Source organism: Marinactinospora thermotolerans DSM 45154, from assembly GCF_900167435.1.
Lineage (GTDB): Bacteria > Actinomycetota > Actinomycetes > Streptosporangiales > Streptosporangiaceae > Marinactinospora > Marinactinospora thermotolerans.
On sequence record NZ_FUWS01000014.1, the window covers coordinates 69163 to 86699 of the forward strand.

At 70.5% G+C, this 17537-nt stretch carries 4 protein-coding genes; 3 read left to right on the top strand and 1 reads right to left on the bottom strand.

What is annotated here, in order from left to right; genetic code table 11:
* Positions 1-9: 9 nt before the first annotated feature.
* The gene (gene glgX, locus B5D66_RS21995) at positions 10-2217 is read right to left on the bottom strand and encodes a glycogen debranching protein GlgX (RefSeq protein WP_078763709.1); all 2208 of its coding nucleotides are present in this window, start codon (positions 2215-2217) and stop codon (positions 10-12) included.
* Positions 2218-3435: 1218 nt separating this feature from the next.
* On the opposite strand from glgX, the gene B5D66_RS22000 reads away from it, so the two are divergent.
* The 3 genes from B5D66_RS22000 to B5D66_RS22010 are packed head-to-tail and all read left to right on the top strand — an operon-like array spanning position 3436 to position 16959.
* Positions 3436-9792 carry a protein kinase domain-containing protein gene (locus B5D66_RS22000; protein ID WP_078763710.1) on the top strand — a complete coding sequence of 2119 codons (6357 nt, stop codon included), beginning with the start codon at positions 3436-3438 and terminating at the stop codon, positions 9790-9792.
* A gap of 37 nt (positions 9793-9829) precedes the next feature.
* Positions 9830-12781, top strand: coding sequence for a DEAD/DEAH box helicase (locus B5D66_RS22005; protein ID WP_078763711.1), 2952 nt, complete (start codon positions 9830-9832; stop codon positions 12779-12781).
* Entirely contained in the window at positions 12781-16959 is a 4179-nt protein-coding gene (locus B5D66_RS22010) for an Eco57I restriction-modification methylase domain-containing protein (RefSeq protein WP_078763712.1), read from the top strand. The genes B5D66_RS22005 and B5D66_RS22010 overlap by 1 nt, the downstream gene beginning before the upstream one ends.
* The last annotated feature ends 578 nt before the right edge of the window (positions 16960-17537 follow it).

Genomic DNA, 17537 nt, shown 5'->3' on the forward strand with positions numbered 1-17537 from the left:
GCGGCCGCCCTACCGCTTCTCGGTCTCCGCGCTCCGCCGCGCGGTGGTGCCGCGCCCCTCCGCCGTACGGCGCAGGAGCAGCAGCGAACGCGCGGGAAGCGCCATCGTGCCGTTGGCCTTGACCGTGCGCCGGATGCCCTGCGCCTCCGGCGGCGCCACCGCCCCCGACGGGGCGAACACCTCGCCGGTGGAGGTGTCGACCACGACGCTCCACTCGGCCCCGTAGTCCTGGTCGGGGATCGTGACCTCGACATCGCCGTAGTGGGCGTTGAAGCACAGCAGGAACGAGTCGTCGGTGACCCGCTCACCCCGCGGATCGAGGTCGGTCATGCCCTCGCCGTTGAGGAACACCACGATGCACCGGCCGAAGGGCGCCTCCCAGTTCTCCTCGGTCATCTCGGCGCCGTCGGGCGTGAACCAGGCGATGTCGCGCAGTTCGTCGCCCTTGCGGATGGGACTGCCCGCGAAGAACCGGGTGCGCCGGAAGATCGGGTGGTGGTGGCGCAGCTCGGTGATGGCCGCGGTGAAGGCCAGCAGGTCGGCGTTCTCCTCCACCAGCGTCCAGTCCATCCAGGTCAGCTCGCTGTCCTGGCAGTAGGCGTTGTTGTTGCCGGCCTGGGTACGGCCGATCTCGTCTCCGTGCAGCAGCATCGGCACCCCCTGGGACAGCATGAGGGTGGCCAGGATGTTGCGCCGCTGCCGGTCGCGCAGGGCGTTGATCGCGGGATCGTCGGTGGGGCCCTCGATCCCGCAGTTCCACGACCGGTTGTCGTTGTGGCCGTCGGCGTTGTCCTCGCCGTTGGCGAGGTTGTGCTTGTCGTTGTAGGAGACGAGGTCGGTCAGGGTGAAACCGTCGTGGGCCGTGACGAAGTTGATCGAGGCGAACGGCCGGCGCCCGTCGTCCTGGTACAGCTCGGAGGAACCGGTGATGCGTGAGGCGAACTCGCCCAGTGTGGCGGGCTCGCCGCGCCAGAAGTCGCGGACGGTGTCGCGGTACTTGCCGTTCCACTCCGTCCACAGCGGGGGGAAGTTGCCCACCTGGTAGCCGCCCGGCCCCACGTCCCAGGGCTCGGCGATCAGCTTGACCTGCGAGATCACCGGATCCTGCTGCACGATGTCGAAGAAGGCGCTCAGCCGGTCGACGTCGTAGAACTCCCGGGCCAGCGCCGAGGCCAGGTCGAACCGGAACCCGTCGACGTGCATCTCCAGCACCCAGTAGCGCAGCGAGTCCATGATGAGCTGCAACGAGTGCGGGTCTCGGGCGTTGAGCGAGTTCCCCGTGCCGGTGTAGTCCATGTAGTAGCGGGGGTCGTCGTCGACGAGGCGGTAGTAGGCCTGGTTGTCGATGCCGCGCATGGACAGGGTCGGCCCCAGGTGGTTGCCCTCGGCGGTGTGGTTGTAGACGACGTCGAGGATCACCTCGATGCCGGCCTCGTGCAGCGCCTTGACCATCGCCTTGAACTCCTGCACCTGGGCGCCGGGCCCGCGCGTGGCGGCCGTGGCCGCGTACTCCTCGTGCGGCGCGAAGAACCCGATGGTGTTGTACCCCCAGTAGTTGCGCAGTCCCCGCGCGATCAGCGCGTGGTCGTGCAGGAACTGGTGCACGGGCATCAGTTCCACCGCAGTGACCCCGAGCCGCTGGAAGTGGTCGATGACGGCGGGATGGGCGAGCCCGGCGTAGGTGCCGCGCATCTCCTCGGGGACGTCGGGGTGGCGCATGGTCAGCCCGCGCACGTGCGCCTCGTAGATGACGCTCTCGTTGTAGGGCGTCTTCGGCGGCCGGTCGTTGCCCCAGTCGAAGAAGGGGCTGACGACCACCGACTTGGGCACGAACGGCGCGGAGTCGGCGTCGTTGCGCTGCTCCTCGGTGCCGAAGCGGTAGCCGAACAGGGCCTCATCCCAGATCACCCCGCCGGTGATGGCCTTGGCGTAGGGGTCGATGAGCAGCTTCGCCGGATTGCAGCGCAGTCCGGCGGCGGGATCGTAGGGGCCGTGCACGCGGTAGCCGTAACGCTGCCCGGGGCCGACCCCCGACAGGTAGCCGTGGTGTACGAATCCGTGTGCCTCGGGGAGCCTGACGCGGGTCTCCGCGCCGGTGTCGTCGTCGAACAGGCACAGTTCGACGTGGTCGGCGACCTGCGAGTACAGAGCGAAGTTCGTTCCGGCGCCGTCGTAGGTGGCGCCGAGCGGATAGGGGGTGCCCAGCCAGGGTCGCAATGCGTGCTCCTTCGCGTCCCCCGCCCGCGCGACCCGGGGGGAGGTCGTCGTGTTCACCTGCACCTGTCAGCGGCGTGGCCGTCCGCCGCCTTTCAGACTAGAGCGGTGGGGCTCGCCACAAGGTGACTTCCCGAAACGGCGTGTTGTACGCCGATCGGCACGGGATCGGCCACGCCCACCGGTGGACGGATCCGCCGGAGGACTCCTTCCTCGAGGAACGACCGGGAAAGGGACGAGAATCGGTCCGCGCCTGAAGACGTCCCCCGTTCCCGTCGACCGAGACGGGAGGAGAGCCCGAAAGCCGAGCAGTGCGGAGAGGATCCGCTTCGCGGAGGGCCCTCTCCTGCTCATCCACCGGTGAGGTGCCGGCCATGGTCCCGAGGGATGAACCCGCCCCTGCAGGGTGTGGGCGGCGGCTCGCAGGACGGTGAGAGGATTCGCCCGTCTGCGGCACGTGGACGGTGACGGGCATACCGGCGGGGTGTCGAGAGCACGTGGCCACGCAGCGCGCCCAGGGGGGCGAGCGTTTCTTCACCGAGCCCGGGCCGCTCCTTGGCCGTCGGAAAGCCGATGACGACGGCACCGGCGATCCGGGCGCAGTCCAGGAGGTTCCCCGTGAGGTTCCCCGTCTTCGGCGGCGGGGGCGCGACTGGATCATGGAGGAGAAGGCCACGGACCCCCTTGTCCCCGGCGGTACGGGCCCGGTCGGCGCCGATCAGGCCCATTGGTACGCGGATCCGCGCGGGCCGGCCCTCGGCGGCCGGGCCATCGGCCTGGAAGCCGCAACGTGCACGGCGTTCATGGTCCCACCGTGGGCGATGCCAGGACCCGGTCGCCTTCGCACCGCTCGATGCGTGCCCCTCGGGGGACGGCCCCACCTCAGATGGCCGTTCCGGCTCTGCGCCCCCTTCCGGGATGTGCCGGAAGGGGGCGGTCCGCTATCGGCCGCGTCATGATCGGTGCGGCGGACGACCACGGCGCAACGGTGAGAAGCGCCGGAGAGTCCGCGGAACGCCCCAGGCCGGGTTCGGCGGTTTCCGGTGTGCCACGCCGTCTGCGCCTTTCTCCATGACACGTCCGCCGGATATTCACACCTCACATATTAACGATGCGTTGACAGAGTTAACAGGAAGATGCCATCCTCGTCGAAGGGCGAAGGTGTACGCTCCCTGCGAGACGCACCCATCTTGCGCGCAGCGGGCGAAACGGGGAGGGCGAGTGGACCTGAAGACGGTCGACGGGCGGTTCCGGATCACAGGAATCGTAGGCCGCGGGAACATGGGCGAGGTGCACCGGGCCGAAGACCTCCGGGCCGCCCCCGACTCCCCGCATCGGCAGGTCGCGATCAAGACCGTACTGCGCAGCCGGACCGGGGTGACGGTCGACGCCCCGGAGTCCGGCAAGGAGGTCGCCCGCTTCCGTCGCGAGGTGCGGATCATGCGCATGCTCTCCCAGGGGCACCCGAACCTCACCTTGCTGATCGACGGCGGTGTGGATCGGACGCCCGGCGGCGCCGGCCTGCCCTATCTGGCCATGGAGCTGCTGGACGGTCATCCGCTCACGGATCTCATCGACGAGGAACCCCAGCTCCCGGTCTCGTGGGCCGCCGCCATCGGGGCCCAGATCGCCGCCGGTCTCACCGCCGCGCACACCGCCGGGGTCGTCCACCGCGATCTGAAACCGGCCAATGTGATGCTGACCCACGACGGCACCCTCAAAGTCCTCGACTTCGGCATGGGCTCGATCGTCGACGACCCCGACCAGACACGGCTGACCAGCACGGGCGTCAGCGTCGGTACGGCCCGCTACATGGCGCCCGAGCAGTTCCGCGCCGAACACGTCTCCGCCCCGGCCGACCTCTATGCGCTCGGCTGCATCCTGTACGAGCTCCTGATCGGACGGCCGCCGTTCTCCGCCAAGACCCCCTACGAACTCTCCGAACAGCACCAGCACAAACAGCCACCGCAGCTGACCCTCGTACGTCCGGATCTGCCGCCCGGTCTGGTCCGGCTGGTGAACCGCCTGCTTGAGAAGGACGCCGAGCTGCGGCCCGAGAACGCCGCCCTGGTCCGTGAGGCGCTGATCCCGCTCGCACTCGCAGCGGACGAAGGGGCCGCCCTGCTCGCTCCACACTGGCTGGTGATGGATCCGGTGGCACGGTTGCGCGCCCTGCTCCCCGAATCCGCTCCGGCCGTGCCGGCACCGGCACCGCGCAGGAAGCCCCGCCTGCCGGAGGCGATGGACGTCTTCGGGATTCATGCCGACCTGATCAACGAGTACGAGAGCTTCACCAAGAGCGCGACGGTGATCCGGGACCCCCGGATCTCCGGTTTCGTCGAGGATGACCTGGCGGCGAAGTCACAGTGGCCCGACCCCTGGCTGTCGCTGAACCCGTTCTTCGCCGACGGCGGCCAGGTCACCGACCTGGTACGGGACGGAATCCTGCATCCCAGGTGCGCGGAGATCTTCCAGGCGGGCAAGAAGGAGACCTCACTCCGCCCGGACGGCCGGCCGCTGACCTTCCACCTTCACCAGCGGGAGGCGATCGAGGCCGCGCAGGCCGGCGACTCCTACGTGCTCACCACGGGCACCGGTTCCGGCAAGTCGCTGTCGTACATCGTCCCGATCGTGGACCGGGTGCTGAAGGAGCGTCAGACAGCGGGGCCCGCCGCCGGAGGCCGGATCCGCGCGATCGTCGTCTACCCGATGAACGCGCTGGCCAACTCGCAGATGGAGGAGTTGAAGAAGTATCTGCGCCACGGCTTCGGAGCAGGCCGAGAGCCGGTCACCTTCGCCCGCTACACCGGCCAGGAATCCGACGAGCAGCGCCGAGAGCTGCGCAAGAACCCTCCGGACATCCTGCTGACCAACTACGTGATGCTGGAGTTGATGCTGACCCGGCCGGACGACCGTTCCAGCCTGATCCGCATGGCCGAAGGACTGCAGTTCCTCGTCTTCGACGAGCTGCACACCTACCGGGGGCGGCAGGGTGCGGACGTGGCGTTCCTGATCCGCCGGGTCCGTGAGGCCTGCCGGGCCTCGGCGACCCTGCAGTGCATCGGCACCTCGGCGACCATGTCCACCGAGGGTTCCTGGGAGGAACAGCAACGCGAGGTGGCCAGGCTCGCCGGGCGCCTGTTCGGTACGACCGTGCTGCCGAAACGGGTCATCGGCGAGACCCTGGTCCGGGCGACCGAAGAGGCTCCCGCGACCGTGTCCGCCGAACGGCTCCAGGCACCGGCGGCGCCCCGTTCCTACGAGGCGCTGACGAAGGATCCGCTCGCCCGTTGGGTCGAGTCCCGGTTCGGCTTGGAGCGCGAGGAGGAGACCGGACGCCTTCGCCGTTGCGCTCCGGACACCGTCGAAGCGGCGGCGGCCGAACTGGCCGCACAGTCGGGGGTGGCCGAGGAGATCGTGCGCGAGGCGATCCGGACGACTCTGGAGGCGGGGGCACAGGCCAAGCATCCGGTGACGGAGCGGCCGTTGTTCGCGTTCCGGCTGCACCAGTTCCTCTCCAAGGGGGACACCGTCTACACGACGCTCGAGGATCCGCTCACCCGGCCGCTGACCCGCACCTATCAGCTGGAGCAGCCGGACAGCGACGGCAAACCGTTGTTCCCGCTGGCGTTCTGCCGCGAGTGCGGTCAGGAGTACCTGACCGTCTGGCGCTCCGAGGAGGGCGGCACGTTCCGGTACGAACCGCGCCGGGACACCTCCGCCTCCGGAGGCCGCGAGGGCGAAGGGTACCTGTACCTGGGCCTGCCCGGAGAGGACTACGAGTGGCCGGCCGATCCGCAGAAGGCCGTGGACGACCGGCGGCTGCCGGAGTCCTGGCTCGAACCGGACGCTCAGGGGGTGACGGTCGTCAAGAAGTCCTACCGCTCCCGGTTGCCCAAGCGTGTCGTCGTGGACGCCCATGGGAACGAGTCGGGCGAGGGGGCGGTGGCCGCGTTCATCCCGGCGCCGTTCCTGTTCTGCGTGCACTGCCAGGTCTCCTACGAACAGACCCGCGGCCGGGACTTCGCCAAACTGGCCACCTTGGACCAGGAGGGACGTTCCTCGGCCACCTCGTTGATATCCGCATCGATCGTGAAATCCCTGCGGGCGGTACCGGAGGAGAGCCTGGACAAGAAGGCGCGCAAACTCCTCACCTTCGTGGACAACCGCCAGGACGCTTCGCTGCAGGCCGGTCACTTCAACGACTTCGCCCAGGTGACGCAGTTGCGCGGGGCCCTCTACCAGGCGACGGCGCAGGCCGGTGAGGAGGGACTGCGCCACGACGTCCTCGCCGAGGCCGTCACCGGGGTGATGGGACTGTCACCGAGCGAGTACGCGGCGGGCACGGATCTGACTCCTTCCATGGAGCGCCGGGCCACGAAGGCCTTCCGGGACGTCGTCGGCTACCGCCTCTACCGCGACCTGGAGCGCGGCTGGCGCATCACGATGCCGAACCTGGAACAGACAGGGTTGTTGCGGATCGACTACGAGGATCTGGACTGGCTCGCCGCCCGGGCCGAGCGCTGGCAGTCCGCCCACGCCGTGCTGCGTGACGCCGACCCCGCGCTGCGCGAGGAGGTCGCCCGTACGCTGCTCGACTTCATGCGGCGCTCCCTCGCCATCGACGTGCAGTACTTCCGTGACGACTTCGACACCCTGCAGCGAGCGAGTGAGCTCCTCAGCGGGCCGTGGGTGCTGGGCGAGAGCGACCGGCCGACCGTCGGAACCGCTTACCCCTACGGCTCACGACCGGGTATGGAGCGTTCCGCACTGTTCCTGTCGGCCCGTGGCAAGTTCGGCAGATATCTCCGGCGGAACATGCCCGAACTGCGCGATCTGTCCCTGGAGGACGTCCAGCAGGTCATCGAGGATCTGCTGAGGGTGCTGCGGGACGCGGACCTGGTGCGCGAGGTGGAGGCGGCCCCCGAACACTCCGGTCCGGCCTACCGGCGCCGTGCGGCGGAGAAACGCACTGGTTACCGGGTGCCGGCCACCGCCCTGATCTGGCGGGCCGGGACGGGCGAACGGGGCGCGGTCGACCCGCTGGCGCGCACGTACAGCAGCGGAGAGGGCCCGCGCGTCAATCCGTTCTTCCGTGGTCTGTACCGCACGACGGCGACCGAGCTGGCCGGTCTGTTCGCGCGGGAGCACACCGCACAGGTCACCCCCGAGGACCGGCTGGAACGTGAGAAGCGGTTCCGTGACGCCGATCTGCCCCTGCTGTACTGCTCGCCGACGATGGAGCTGGGGGTGGACATCTCCTCGCTCAACGCCGTGCTGATGCGCAACGTGCCGCCGACCCCGGCGAACTACGCGCAGCGCTCCGGCCGCGCGGGCCGTTCCGGCCAGCCCGCGCTGGTGACCACGTACTGCGCGACGGGCAACAGTCACGACCAGTACTACTTCCGCCGCTCCCAGGACATGGTGTCCGGGCAGGTGGCTCCTCCGCGTCTGGACCTGGCCAACGAGGACCTGGTCCGTTCCCACCTGCAGGGCATCTGGCTGGCGGAGACCGGTATGAAGCTCGGTACCGCGATCCCCGACGTCATCGACGTCGCCTACGACCCCGATGGCGGCGACCGCCCCGATCCGCAGATGCCGTTGCCGCTCCTCCCCCACATCCGCGACCTGTCCCTGGACGAGGACGCCCGTCGACGTGCCACCGCCGCCGCCCACAGCGTCCTGGCCCCGCTGCTCGCGGACTTCGAGGCCACCACCTGGTGGTACGACGAGTGGATCGAGGACCGGATCGAGCGGGCGCCGGAGAGGTTCGACGCCTCCTTCGACCGGTGGCGTCAACTGTTCCGGGCGGCCGTCATCGACCAGTACGAACAGAACAAGCGCGTCGTCGACCACACCCTCTCCCCCGGTGAACAGAGCCGGGCGCGCACCCGCCGACGCGAGGCCGAGGCACAGACGAACCTGCTGCTGAACCGTTCCGCCGACAGCAAGTCGGTGATGAGCGACTTCAACCCCTACCGCTATCTGGCCTCCGAAGGGTTCCTGCCCGGTTACAGCTTCCCACGGCTTCCACTGGCCGCCTACATCCCGCGCAGCGGCAACCGTCGCAACGCCGACGGCGACTACCTGCAGCGTCCCCGGTTCCTCGCGATCCGCGAGTTCGGTCCCGGCGCCCTGATCTACCACGAGGGCGCCCGCTACCAGGTCACCCGGGTCCAGCTGCCGCCGGACGCCTCGGGTGACCTTGCCACGGCGGAGGCCAGGCGCTGCGACGGCTGCGGCTACCACCACGCCGTCAAACCCGGCTCCGACAAGTGCACGATGTGCGGGGAGGATCTGACAGGCAAGCGCACCGGTCTGCTCCATCTGCACACCGTGTACACCACGCCGCGCGAGCGGATCTCCTCCGACGAGGAGGAGCGGCGCCGAGCCGGTTTCCGGCTGGAGACCTCGTACGCGTTCCAGGACCACGGTGCCCGCAAGGGACGCCTCACCTCGCATGTCACCGACACCGACGGCGCCCCCGTCCTCGACCTGGACTACGGCGACTCGGCGACCGTCCGCATCACCAACCTCGGGCGCGTGCGCGACAAGCCGGGCGAGCCGGACGGCTACTGGCTGGACCTGGGCGACGGGCGCTGGCTCAACGACCGGGCCGCCGCGGACGCCATCGAAGGCACCGGCATGCCGGTGGTCGACGAGGACGGCAACGAGAAACGTCGCAAGAAGCGGGTCCTGCCCTATGTGGAGGACCGCCGCAACATCCTCGTGGTCACCTTGGACGAACCGCAACCCGAGCCGGTCGCCCTGTCGTTCCTGTACGCACTGGAGCGGGGCGTCGAGGCGGCGTTCGAGTTGGAGGACTCCGAGCTGACCGCGGAGCTGCTGCCCCCGGACGACGGCCCGCGCCGCCGTATGCTGTTCACGGAGGCCGCCGAGGGGGGCGCCGGTGTGCTGCGCCGGATCCAGCACGAGAAGGACGCCCTCGCCAAGGCCGCCCGGACCGCCTTGGAGATCTGCCACTTCGACCCGGAGACCGGCGAGGACCTGGGCGGGCCGGCCGAGGGCGAGAAGTGCGCCCGCGGTTGTTACGCCTGTCTGCTGACCTACGCCAACCAGATGCACCATCGCCGACTGAGCCGGCACGCCGCCCGCTCGCTGCTGATGCGGCTGGCCGGCGCCCGTACCGAGCGGGAGGACCGTGGCGAGTCCCGCAGCGAACGGTTCCGCAGGCTCGCTCCGGCGGCCGACGGCGCGGGCACCGCGTCCGGCACCGTTTCGGCGCCCGCGCCGTCGTCCCCGCTGGAGGCGGATCTGGCGGCCCTCGTCTCACGGGGCGACCTGCTCGGCTGGCTCAAGGCGAAGGGTTACCGGCTGCCGGACGAGGTCAACACCCTCGTCCCCGAGGCGGGGGCGTGCCCCGACCTCGTCTTCCGCCTGGACGGCGCCAACCTCGCCGTGTTCGTCGACGTCCCCGGTCGCGCGGCCGACTCCACCCGTGACATCGAGGCCGGTTACCGTCTGGAGGACGCCGGCTGGGACGTCCTGCGCTTTCCGACGGACGCGGACTGGGAGGGCATCGCCGACCACAACGCCGCCTACTTCCACACCCGTTGACCGCCCGCCCCCCGACCCCGAGGAACCGAGACATCTCATGAGCCCCACGTACACGGCCGGCTCGCTGGTCGCCGCCCGCGGCCGCGAATGGGTGGTGCTGCCCGAGAGCGCCCCCGACATGCTGGTGCTGCGCCCGCTGGGCGGGAGCGAGGACGACATCGCCGCCGTCTTCCCCGCGTTCGAGGAGGTGCGTCCCGCCGAGTTCACGGCGCCGAGCCCGGACGACCTCGGCGACCAGCGCGCCGCCGGCCTGCTGCGCACGGCGCTGCGCATCGGGTTCCGGTCGGGTGCGGGACCGTTCCGCTCGCTGGCGTCCATCGCCGTGGAGCCCCGCGCCTACCAGCTGGTCCCCCTGCTGATGGCCCTGCGGCAGCGTACCGTGCGGCTGCTGATCTCAGACGATGTCGGCATCGGCAAGACGATCGAAGCCGGGTTGATCGCCAAGGAGCTGCTCGCACAGGGCGAGGCGTCCCGGCTGGCCGTGCTGTGCTCCCCGGCGTTGGCCGAACAGTGGCAGAGCGAGCTGCGGGAGAAGTTCGGCATCGACGCCGAGCTGGTCCTGGCCTCCACGGTGCCGCGTCTGGAGCGCGCCCTGGAGATGGGCCAGTCCCTGTTCGACCGGCATCCGTTCACGATCATCTCGACGGACTTCATCAAGTCGGCCCGCCACCGCGAGGACTTCGTACGTCACTGCCCGGATCTGGTGATCGTCGACGAGGCCCACACCTGTGTCGCCGCCGACGACACACAGGGCTCCGTGTCCTCCTCGAACCAGCTCCGTTACGAGCTGCTGCGGAAGATCTCCGCCGACGCCGACCGCCATCTGCTGCTGCTGACCGCGACCCCGCACTCGGGCAAGGAGTCCGCGTTCCGCAACCTGCTCGGCCTGGTGCGTCCCGAACTGGCGTCCCTGGACCTGGACACCCCGGCGGGACGGGCGAGGCTCGCCGAGCACTTCGTGGCCCGCAAGCGTGCCGACGTCCGCGACTACCTCACCAAGGAGGACGGTCTCGCCGACGACTCCCTGGCCGAACGGACCGCCTTCCCCTCCGATCGCTGGACGAAGGACGAGCCGTACCGGCTCACCCCCGCCTACCGGGCGCTGCTCGACGACGCCATCGCCTACGCCAGGGACCGCGTCGAGGCGGCCGGCGAGCAGGGCGGGCGGGAGGCCCGTATCGCCTGGTGGTCGGTGATCGCGCTGCTGCGCTCGATGGTGTCGTCGCCGGCGGCCGCCGCACAGACCCTGCGGACCCGGTCGGAGTCCGCCGCCGCCCGCACCGCGCACGAGGCGGATCTTCTCGGCGCCCCGGTGGCCGCCGACTCCGCGGACGACGACCGTCTGGAAGGCCGGGATGTCGCGCCGGGCGCCGCCGAGGCGGAGAACGCCGGCACCTGGCTGCACGAGCTCGCCGAGCGGGCCGAACAGCTCGCCGGTCCGGCCGAGGACGCGAAGCTGAAGGCGCTGATCCGCCACCTGAAGGAGCTGACCGCCGACGGCTACCATCCGATCGTCTTCTGCCGGTACATCCCCACCGCCGAATACCTCGCCGAACAGCTTGAGGGCAGGCTCGGCAAGAGGACGAGGATCGCCGCCGTGACCGGCACCCTCTCCCCCCAGCAACGTCTGGAGCGCATCGAGCAGCTCGCCGCCGAGGGGGCCGGTGATCCGGCCGTCCGCCGCGTGCTGGTCGCCACCGACTGCCTCTCCGAGGGCGTCAACCTCCAGCACCACTTCGACGCCGTCGTCCACTACGACCTGGCCTGGAATCCGACCCGCCACGACCAGCGCGAGGGCCGCGTCGACCGCTACGGCCAAAAGCGCGACCGGGTCCGCGTCATCACCATGTACGGGGAGGACAACGGCATCGACGGCAAGGTCCTGGACGTGCTGTTCGAGAAGCACCGCCAGATCAAGAAGGACCTGGGCATCTCCGTCTCCGTCCCCGACGAGACCGCCTCCGGCGTCACCGACGCGATCGTGGAGTGGCTGCTGCTGTACGGCCGGCAGGGCAGCCAGGAGGCCCTGTTCGACCTCGGCGACCACCAGGAGTCCCTCGACCGGATCGAACGCGAGTGGAGCTTGGCCGCCGAGCGGGAGAAGACCTCCCGCTCCAAATACGCCCAGCGCGCCATCCACCCGGAGGAGGTCGCCCGCGAGGTCGCCGCCGTGCGGGCCGCCCTCGGCGGCACCGATGAGGTCCGTGACTTCGCCCTGGAGGCGCTGCGCGACCTGGACGCCCTGGTCCGCGATCCACGCGACGGCACCGGCGATTTCACCGCCCAGGTCGGCGGCGCTCCCGCGGGCCTGCGCGACGCGCTGGCCGAGGCCCTCGGCGGCCGCATCGTCGAGGAGGACCGCGAGATCCCGTTCCGCGCCACTCCGGCGATCGCCCGTGGCGAGGCCGCCCTGGTCCGTACCGATCCCGTGATCGGGGCCATCGCCTCGTACGTCCTGGACTCGGCGCTGGACGTGAACGCCCTCGGTCCCCGCCCGGCCCGCCGCTGCGGTGTGGTGACCACGGACGCGGTCGCCACCCGCACCACGCTCCTCCTGGTCCGCTACCGCTTCCACCTCACCCTGCCGTCCCGCACCGGTGAACGGCAGTTGGTCGCCGAGGACGCCCGCCTGCTCGCCTTCGAGGGGATGCCGGCACGGGCCCGCTGGCTGGACGACGAGGCGGCCACCGCCCTCCTCACGGCCCGCGCCACCGCCAACACCCACGAACAGCTCGCCCGCAACCACATCACCCGCACCCTGAACGGTCTGCCGGACCTGTCCGCGCACCTGACCGAGTACGGCATCCGCCTGGCCGCCGAACTGGACGCCTCGCACCGCCGGGTCCGCAAGGCCAACGAGGAGATCGTCCGCGGCCTGAAGGTCGTCCCGCAGGAGCCCGCCGACGTTCTCGGCGTGTACGTCTACCTGCCGCGGCAGCCCGCCTCCCCCGCCGCATCCGCCTCTACCGTGTCCGGAGCCGAAGCCTGATGTCCGCCACCCCCCGCACCGCCCTGGCCTTCACCGCCGTCACCACGGTCGGCGGCCTGCTCCCCGCCGACATGCTGCTGCGCATCGCCGAGGCGCGGGACCTGCCGGGTGCCACGTCCGCCGACTACGGCCTGCCCGCCTCGGTGCCCGTGCACGACGAGGCCGAACGCGCCTGGGAGTACCTCAAGCCGCTCTGGCGGGACCTGCGTGCCGTCCTGCCCGCCGACCCCACCACCGGCGCGCCGGCCGCCGATCCGACCGGCCGCGCCGGCACCGACTGGCTCGCCCAGCTCTTCCGCAAGCTGGACTTCGGCGCGCTCACCGAGGTCGGCCCGGACGGCATCACCACCGACTCCGACCCGGACACGCGTTTCCCCGTCTCCCACCGCCACGGCCCGGCCCTCATCCACCTCATCCCCTGGAACCAGGACCTCGACAGGCGCCCGGCCCCCGGCCGGCTCCCCGCCCAGTCCATGCTCCAGGACTGCCTCAACCGCGTCGAGGCCCACCTGTGGGCCGTCCTCGCCAACGGCCGCCGGCTGCGCCTGCTGCGCGACTCCTCGTCCTTCGCCACCGCCGCCTACGTCGAGTTCGACCTGGAGGCGATCTTCGACGGCGAGCTGTTCAGCGAGTTCGTGCTGCTCTACCGCGTCCTGCACGCCTCCCGGTTCACGGTGGCGGAGGGCACGGCCCCCTCGGGGTGCTGGCTGGAGAAGTGGCGGACGGTCTCCATCGAGTCCGGCAGCCGGGCTCTCGACCACTTCCGCGACGGCGTCCAGAAGGCCCTCACCGTCCTCGGCACCGGTTTCCTGAGCCACCCGCACAACAGCAGGCTCCGCGAGCGCCTGGACGTCCACGCCTTCCAGACGGCGCTGCTCCGGCTCGTCTACCGCATGATCTTCCTCTTCGTGGCCGAGGACCGCGGCGCCCTGCTGGATCCCGGGGCGGACGAGCGGACCCGCGAGCGTTTCACCCGCTACTTCTCGACCGCCCGCCTGCGCCGCCATGCCCTGCGCCGTCTGGGCACCGCCCACGACGACCGGTACCGCGCCCTGGAACTGCTGATCGAGGCGCTGGGCCGCGAGGAAGGGCGTCCCGAGCTGGGACTGAAGGGGCTCGGCGGCCTCTTCGACCACACCTCCGCCGACGAGCCTCTGCGCGACGCCCGGTTGTCCAACCGCCACCTGTTCGAGGCCGTCAAGCACCTGGCCCGCGTGCGCGACGCGGGTTCGGCCCGCTGGCGTCCGGTCGACTACCTGCACATGGGCGCGGAGGAACTCGGCTCGGTGTACGAGGCGCTGCTGGAACTGGTGCCCAAGCACAGCGCCGCCGACCGCACCTTCGAGCTGGTCGACCGCATCGGCAACGACCGCAAGAAGACCGGCAGCTACTACACGCCGTCCGCGCTCACCGAGACCCTCCTGGACTCGACGCTGGACCCGGTGATGGACGACGCCGTCAAGCGCGGGGAACGGCGCGCGAGCGCCGAGGGCCGCCCCGACCCCGCCGACGCGATCGTCGAGGAGCTCCTCTCCCTCACGGTCTGCGACCCCGCGTGCGGCTCGGGCCACTTCCTCGTGGCGGCGGCCCGCCGCATCGCCAAGCGCGTGGCCGCCGTCCGGGAGCGCAACCCCGAGCCCACGGCCGAGGCCGTACGTCATGCCCTCCGCGAGGTCGTCGCGCGCTGCGTGTACGGCGTGGACCTCAACCCCATGGCCGTCGAACTCGCCAAGGTGTCCCTGTGGCTGGAGGCCATGGAGCCCGGCCGTCCCCTGGGGTTCCTCGACTCCCACATCAAGCACGGCAACGGCCTGATCGGAGCGACCCCCGCCCTGATGCGGCAGGGCATCCCGGACAAGGCGTTCAAGGCGGCCGAGGGCGACGACGCGGCCTGGGCACGGTCGCTGCTCACCCGCAACGCGCTCGAACGCGCAGGCCAGGATGGCCTGTTCGAGATCGGGACGGAGACGAGGGTCGCCAACGTCTCCTTCGCGCGCGGGCTGCGGCGGATCACCGCGTCCCCGGCCGACAGCCTCACCGACGTCCGCCGCAAGAAGGCCGCCTACCGCGACTGGTCGACCTCGGCCGAGTACCTGCACGCCCTGCACCTGGCGGACGCGTGGTGCGCGGCGTTCGTCTGGGTCAAGCGCGAGGACGCGCCCCCGGCCATCACGCACAAGGTGTTCCGGGAGCTCAGGGAACCAGGGAGCGACGCGGCACCGCGGTCGACGCACGACGAGATCGCGCGCCTGCGCGACCAGTACGCCTTCTTCCACTGGCACCTGGAGTTCCCCGAGGTCTTCACGGTCCCGGAGGAGGACGACCCCTCGGCGGGCCGGGGCGAGGTCGACCCGGCGACGGGGTGGACCGGCGGATTCTCGTGCGTGGTGGGCAACCCGCCGTGGGACAAGGTCGACTTCGAGGACAAGAAGTACTTCAGCGTGGTCGCCCCCGAGATCGCGGAGATCGCGGGCACCGCCCGCCGCACCCGCATCGCCGAGTGGGAGCGGGAGAACCCGGAGGGCGGGAAACGCTACCGGGAGGCGCGGCGTACGGTGAAGGGGACGTTCCACTTCGCGGGGGACTCGGGGGTGTTCCCGCTGTGCGCGGAAGGGCTGACGGTCAAGGGCGTCACCATGATCCAGACGGACCAGCTCTTCGCCGAGCGGATGGCGAACCTGGTCGCGCCCGGGGGACGGTTCGGACTGATCCTGCCCACGGCGATCGCGACGGGCGCGGGCGCCCAGCACCTGTTCGCCGACTTCACCCGGCGGGGGGCCCTGGCGTCGCTGTACGACTTCGAGAACCGCCGGCCGAGGTCGGCCCTGCTTCCCAAGGGCGGCAAGTGGTTCGAGAACGTGCACTCCAGTTACAAGTTCTGCCTGCTCTCGCTCACCGGCCGGGGCACGCAGGCGGAGGCCAGCCGGATCGGCTTCTTCCTGTCCGACGTCGCGGACCTGGAGGACCCGGGCCGTGTCTTCACACTGGACCCGGAGGATCTGGCCCGGATCAACCCGAACACGGGCACTCTTCCGGTGTTCCGCACACAGCGCGACGCGGACATCACGGCCGGCGTGTACCGAAGGGTACCTGTGCTATACGAAGAGAGACGATCCAATGGAAATCCCTGGCAGGTGACCTTTAAAGCGACCTTCTTCCATATGACCGACGACTCCGACCTCTTCCGCAGCCGTGAGCGGCTCGAGGCCGAGGGGTGGGAGCTCCGGGGCAACGTCTTCGAGCGCGGTAAGGAGCGGCTGCTGCCGCTGTACGAGGGCAAGATGGCCCATCTCTTCGACCACCGCTGGAACTCCTACACCGGGACGGGCAACGAGGACCGGCGCCGCATCGGTGCCCTGGAGAAGGCTGATCCTGCGGCCTGTGCCGTTCCCCGGTACTGGATCCTGGAGGACGGGCCCATTCCCACGGTCCGCCGTGGCAGGGAGGTCAAGGAGCGTGGCGTCGGTGAGCGTCTCGCCGAACTGCACTGGACACGCGACTGGCTGTTGGGCTGGCGAGACGTATGTCGTACGACAGATGAACGCACCGCCATCCCGGCCTTCCTCCCACGTACGGCTGTCGGTCACACTTACCCCCTGATGCTGCCCCAGGTCGCCCCTCCACTGGTCGCTGCCCTGGTCGCCGCCCAGTCCTCCCTGGTCTTCGACTTCGTGAGCCGCCAGAAGATCAGCGACGCCCATATGAAGCTCTTCATCTGGAAGCAGCTCCCCGTCCCCACCCCCACCTCTCTCGAACCCCACCTTCCTTTCCTCCTCCCCCGTGTCCTGGAACTCGTCTACACCGCCTACGACATGACACCGCTCGCCCGCGACCTCGGCGACGAGGGGGAGCCGTTCCGGTGGGACGAGGACCGCCGCGCCCGGCTCCGCGCCGAGCTCGACGCGTACTTCTTCCACCTCTACGGGATCTCCCATGAGGACACCGAGCACATCCTGGAGTCCTTCCAATCGGAGTCGGGCGGCCTGAAGAACAACGAGATCGCCAGGTTCGGCGAGTACCGCACCAGGCGGCTGGTCCTCGCCGAGTACGACCGCATGGCCGCCGCCGGCCTGTCCCTGAAGACCCCACTCGCCGAGGGCGGGTCCGGCGCCTACCGCTCCCTTCTCATCCCGCCTCCCGGCCAGGGGCCCCGCCACCCGGCCCGGCAGGAGGGGTGAGGCGTGTCCCGTGAGATACCGGCTGCTCGGATCGCCGCGTTCCGTGCTCATGACCTCCCCGTCATCGAGGCGTACCCGGAGCCCAAGAACCGGCGGCGGAACCACGGAGGCGGACCGGGCGCCATCCGATACCACCGGGAGACCGCCTGGGGCCCCTGCCCGCGGTATGGCGGTCCGGACGGCCCGTTCCCCCACGGTCCCGTGCCCGGCGGTGCCCCGCAGGCCCTGGTGTGGCCCTGCGGAGACAGGGCCGGCGCCTACGATGCCCTATGCACGCCGCGCCGTTCGCAGGAGCGTAAGCCGGAGACGGTCCTCCACTCGCTGTCCTCGCGCGACCGGAACGGGGTCCGGACGGTGATCGGAGGCCCGCTACGGCAGAGGGGCCGGGATCCGGACCCCGATGCCGGCTTCTCCGGGACACCTGGCGAAGTAGCGGCCTCGGCCACGGACCGTGACGTAGTGGTGCCCGGGGAGGGCCGGCACACGTTCGACGGCCGCCCGTATCCGGCCGGGGTGGTCTCCGAGAACGCGGTGCCGTCCGGCCTCCGCCACGACGCACCGCCGACGCGCGGCGGCCC

Bases quoted from the DNA above. Each gene is read 5' to 3' on its own strand.
- B5D66_RS22005 (WP_078763711.1), top strand. From the start codon at position 9,830: ATGAGCCCCACGTACACGGCCGGCTCGCTGGTCGCCGCCCGCGGCCGC.
- B5D66_RS22010 (WP_078763712.1), top strand. From the start codon at position 12,781: ATGTCCGCCACCCCCCGCACCGCCCTGGCCTTCACCGCCGTCACCACG.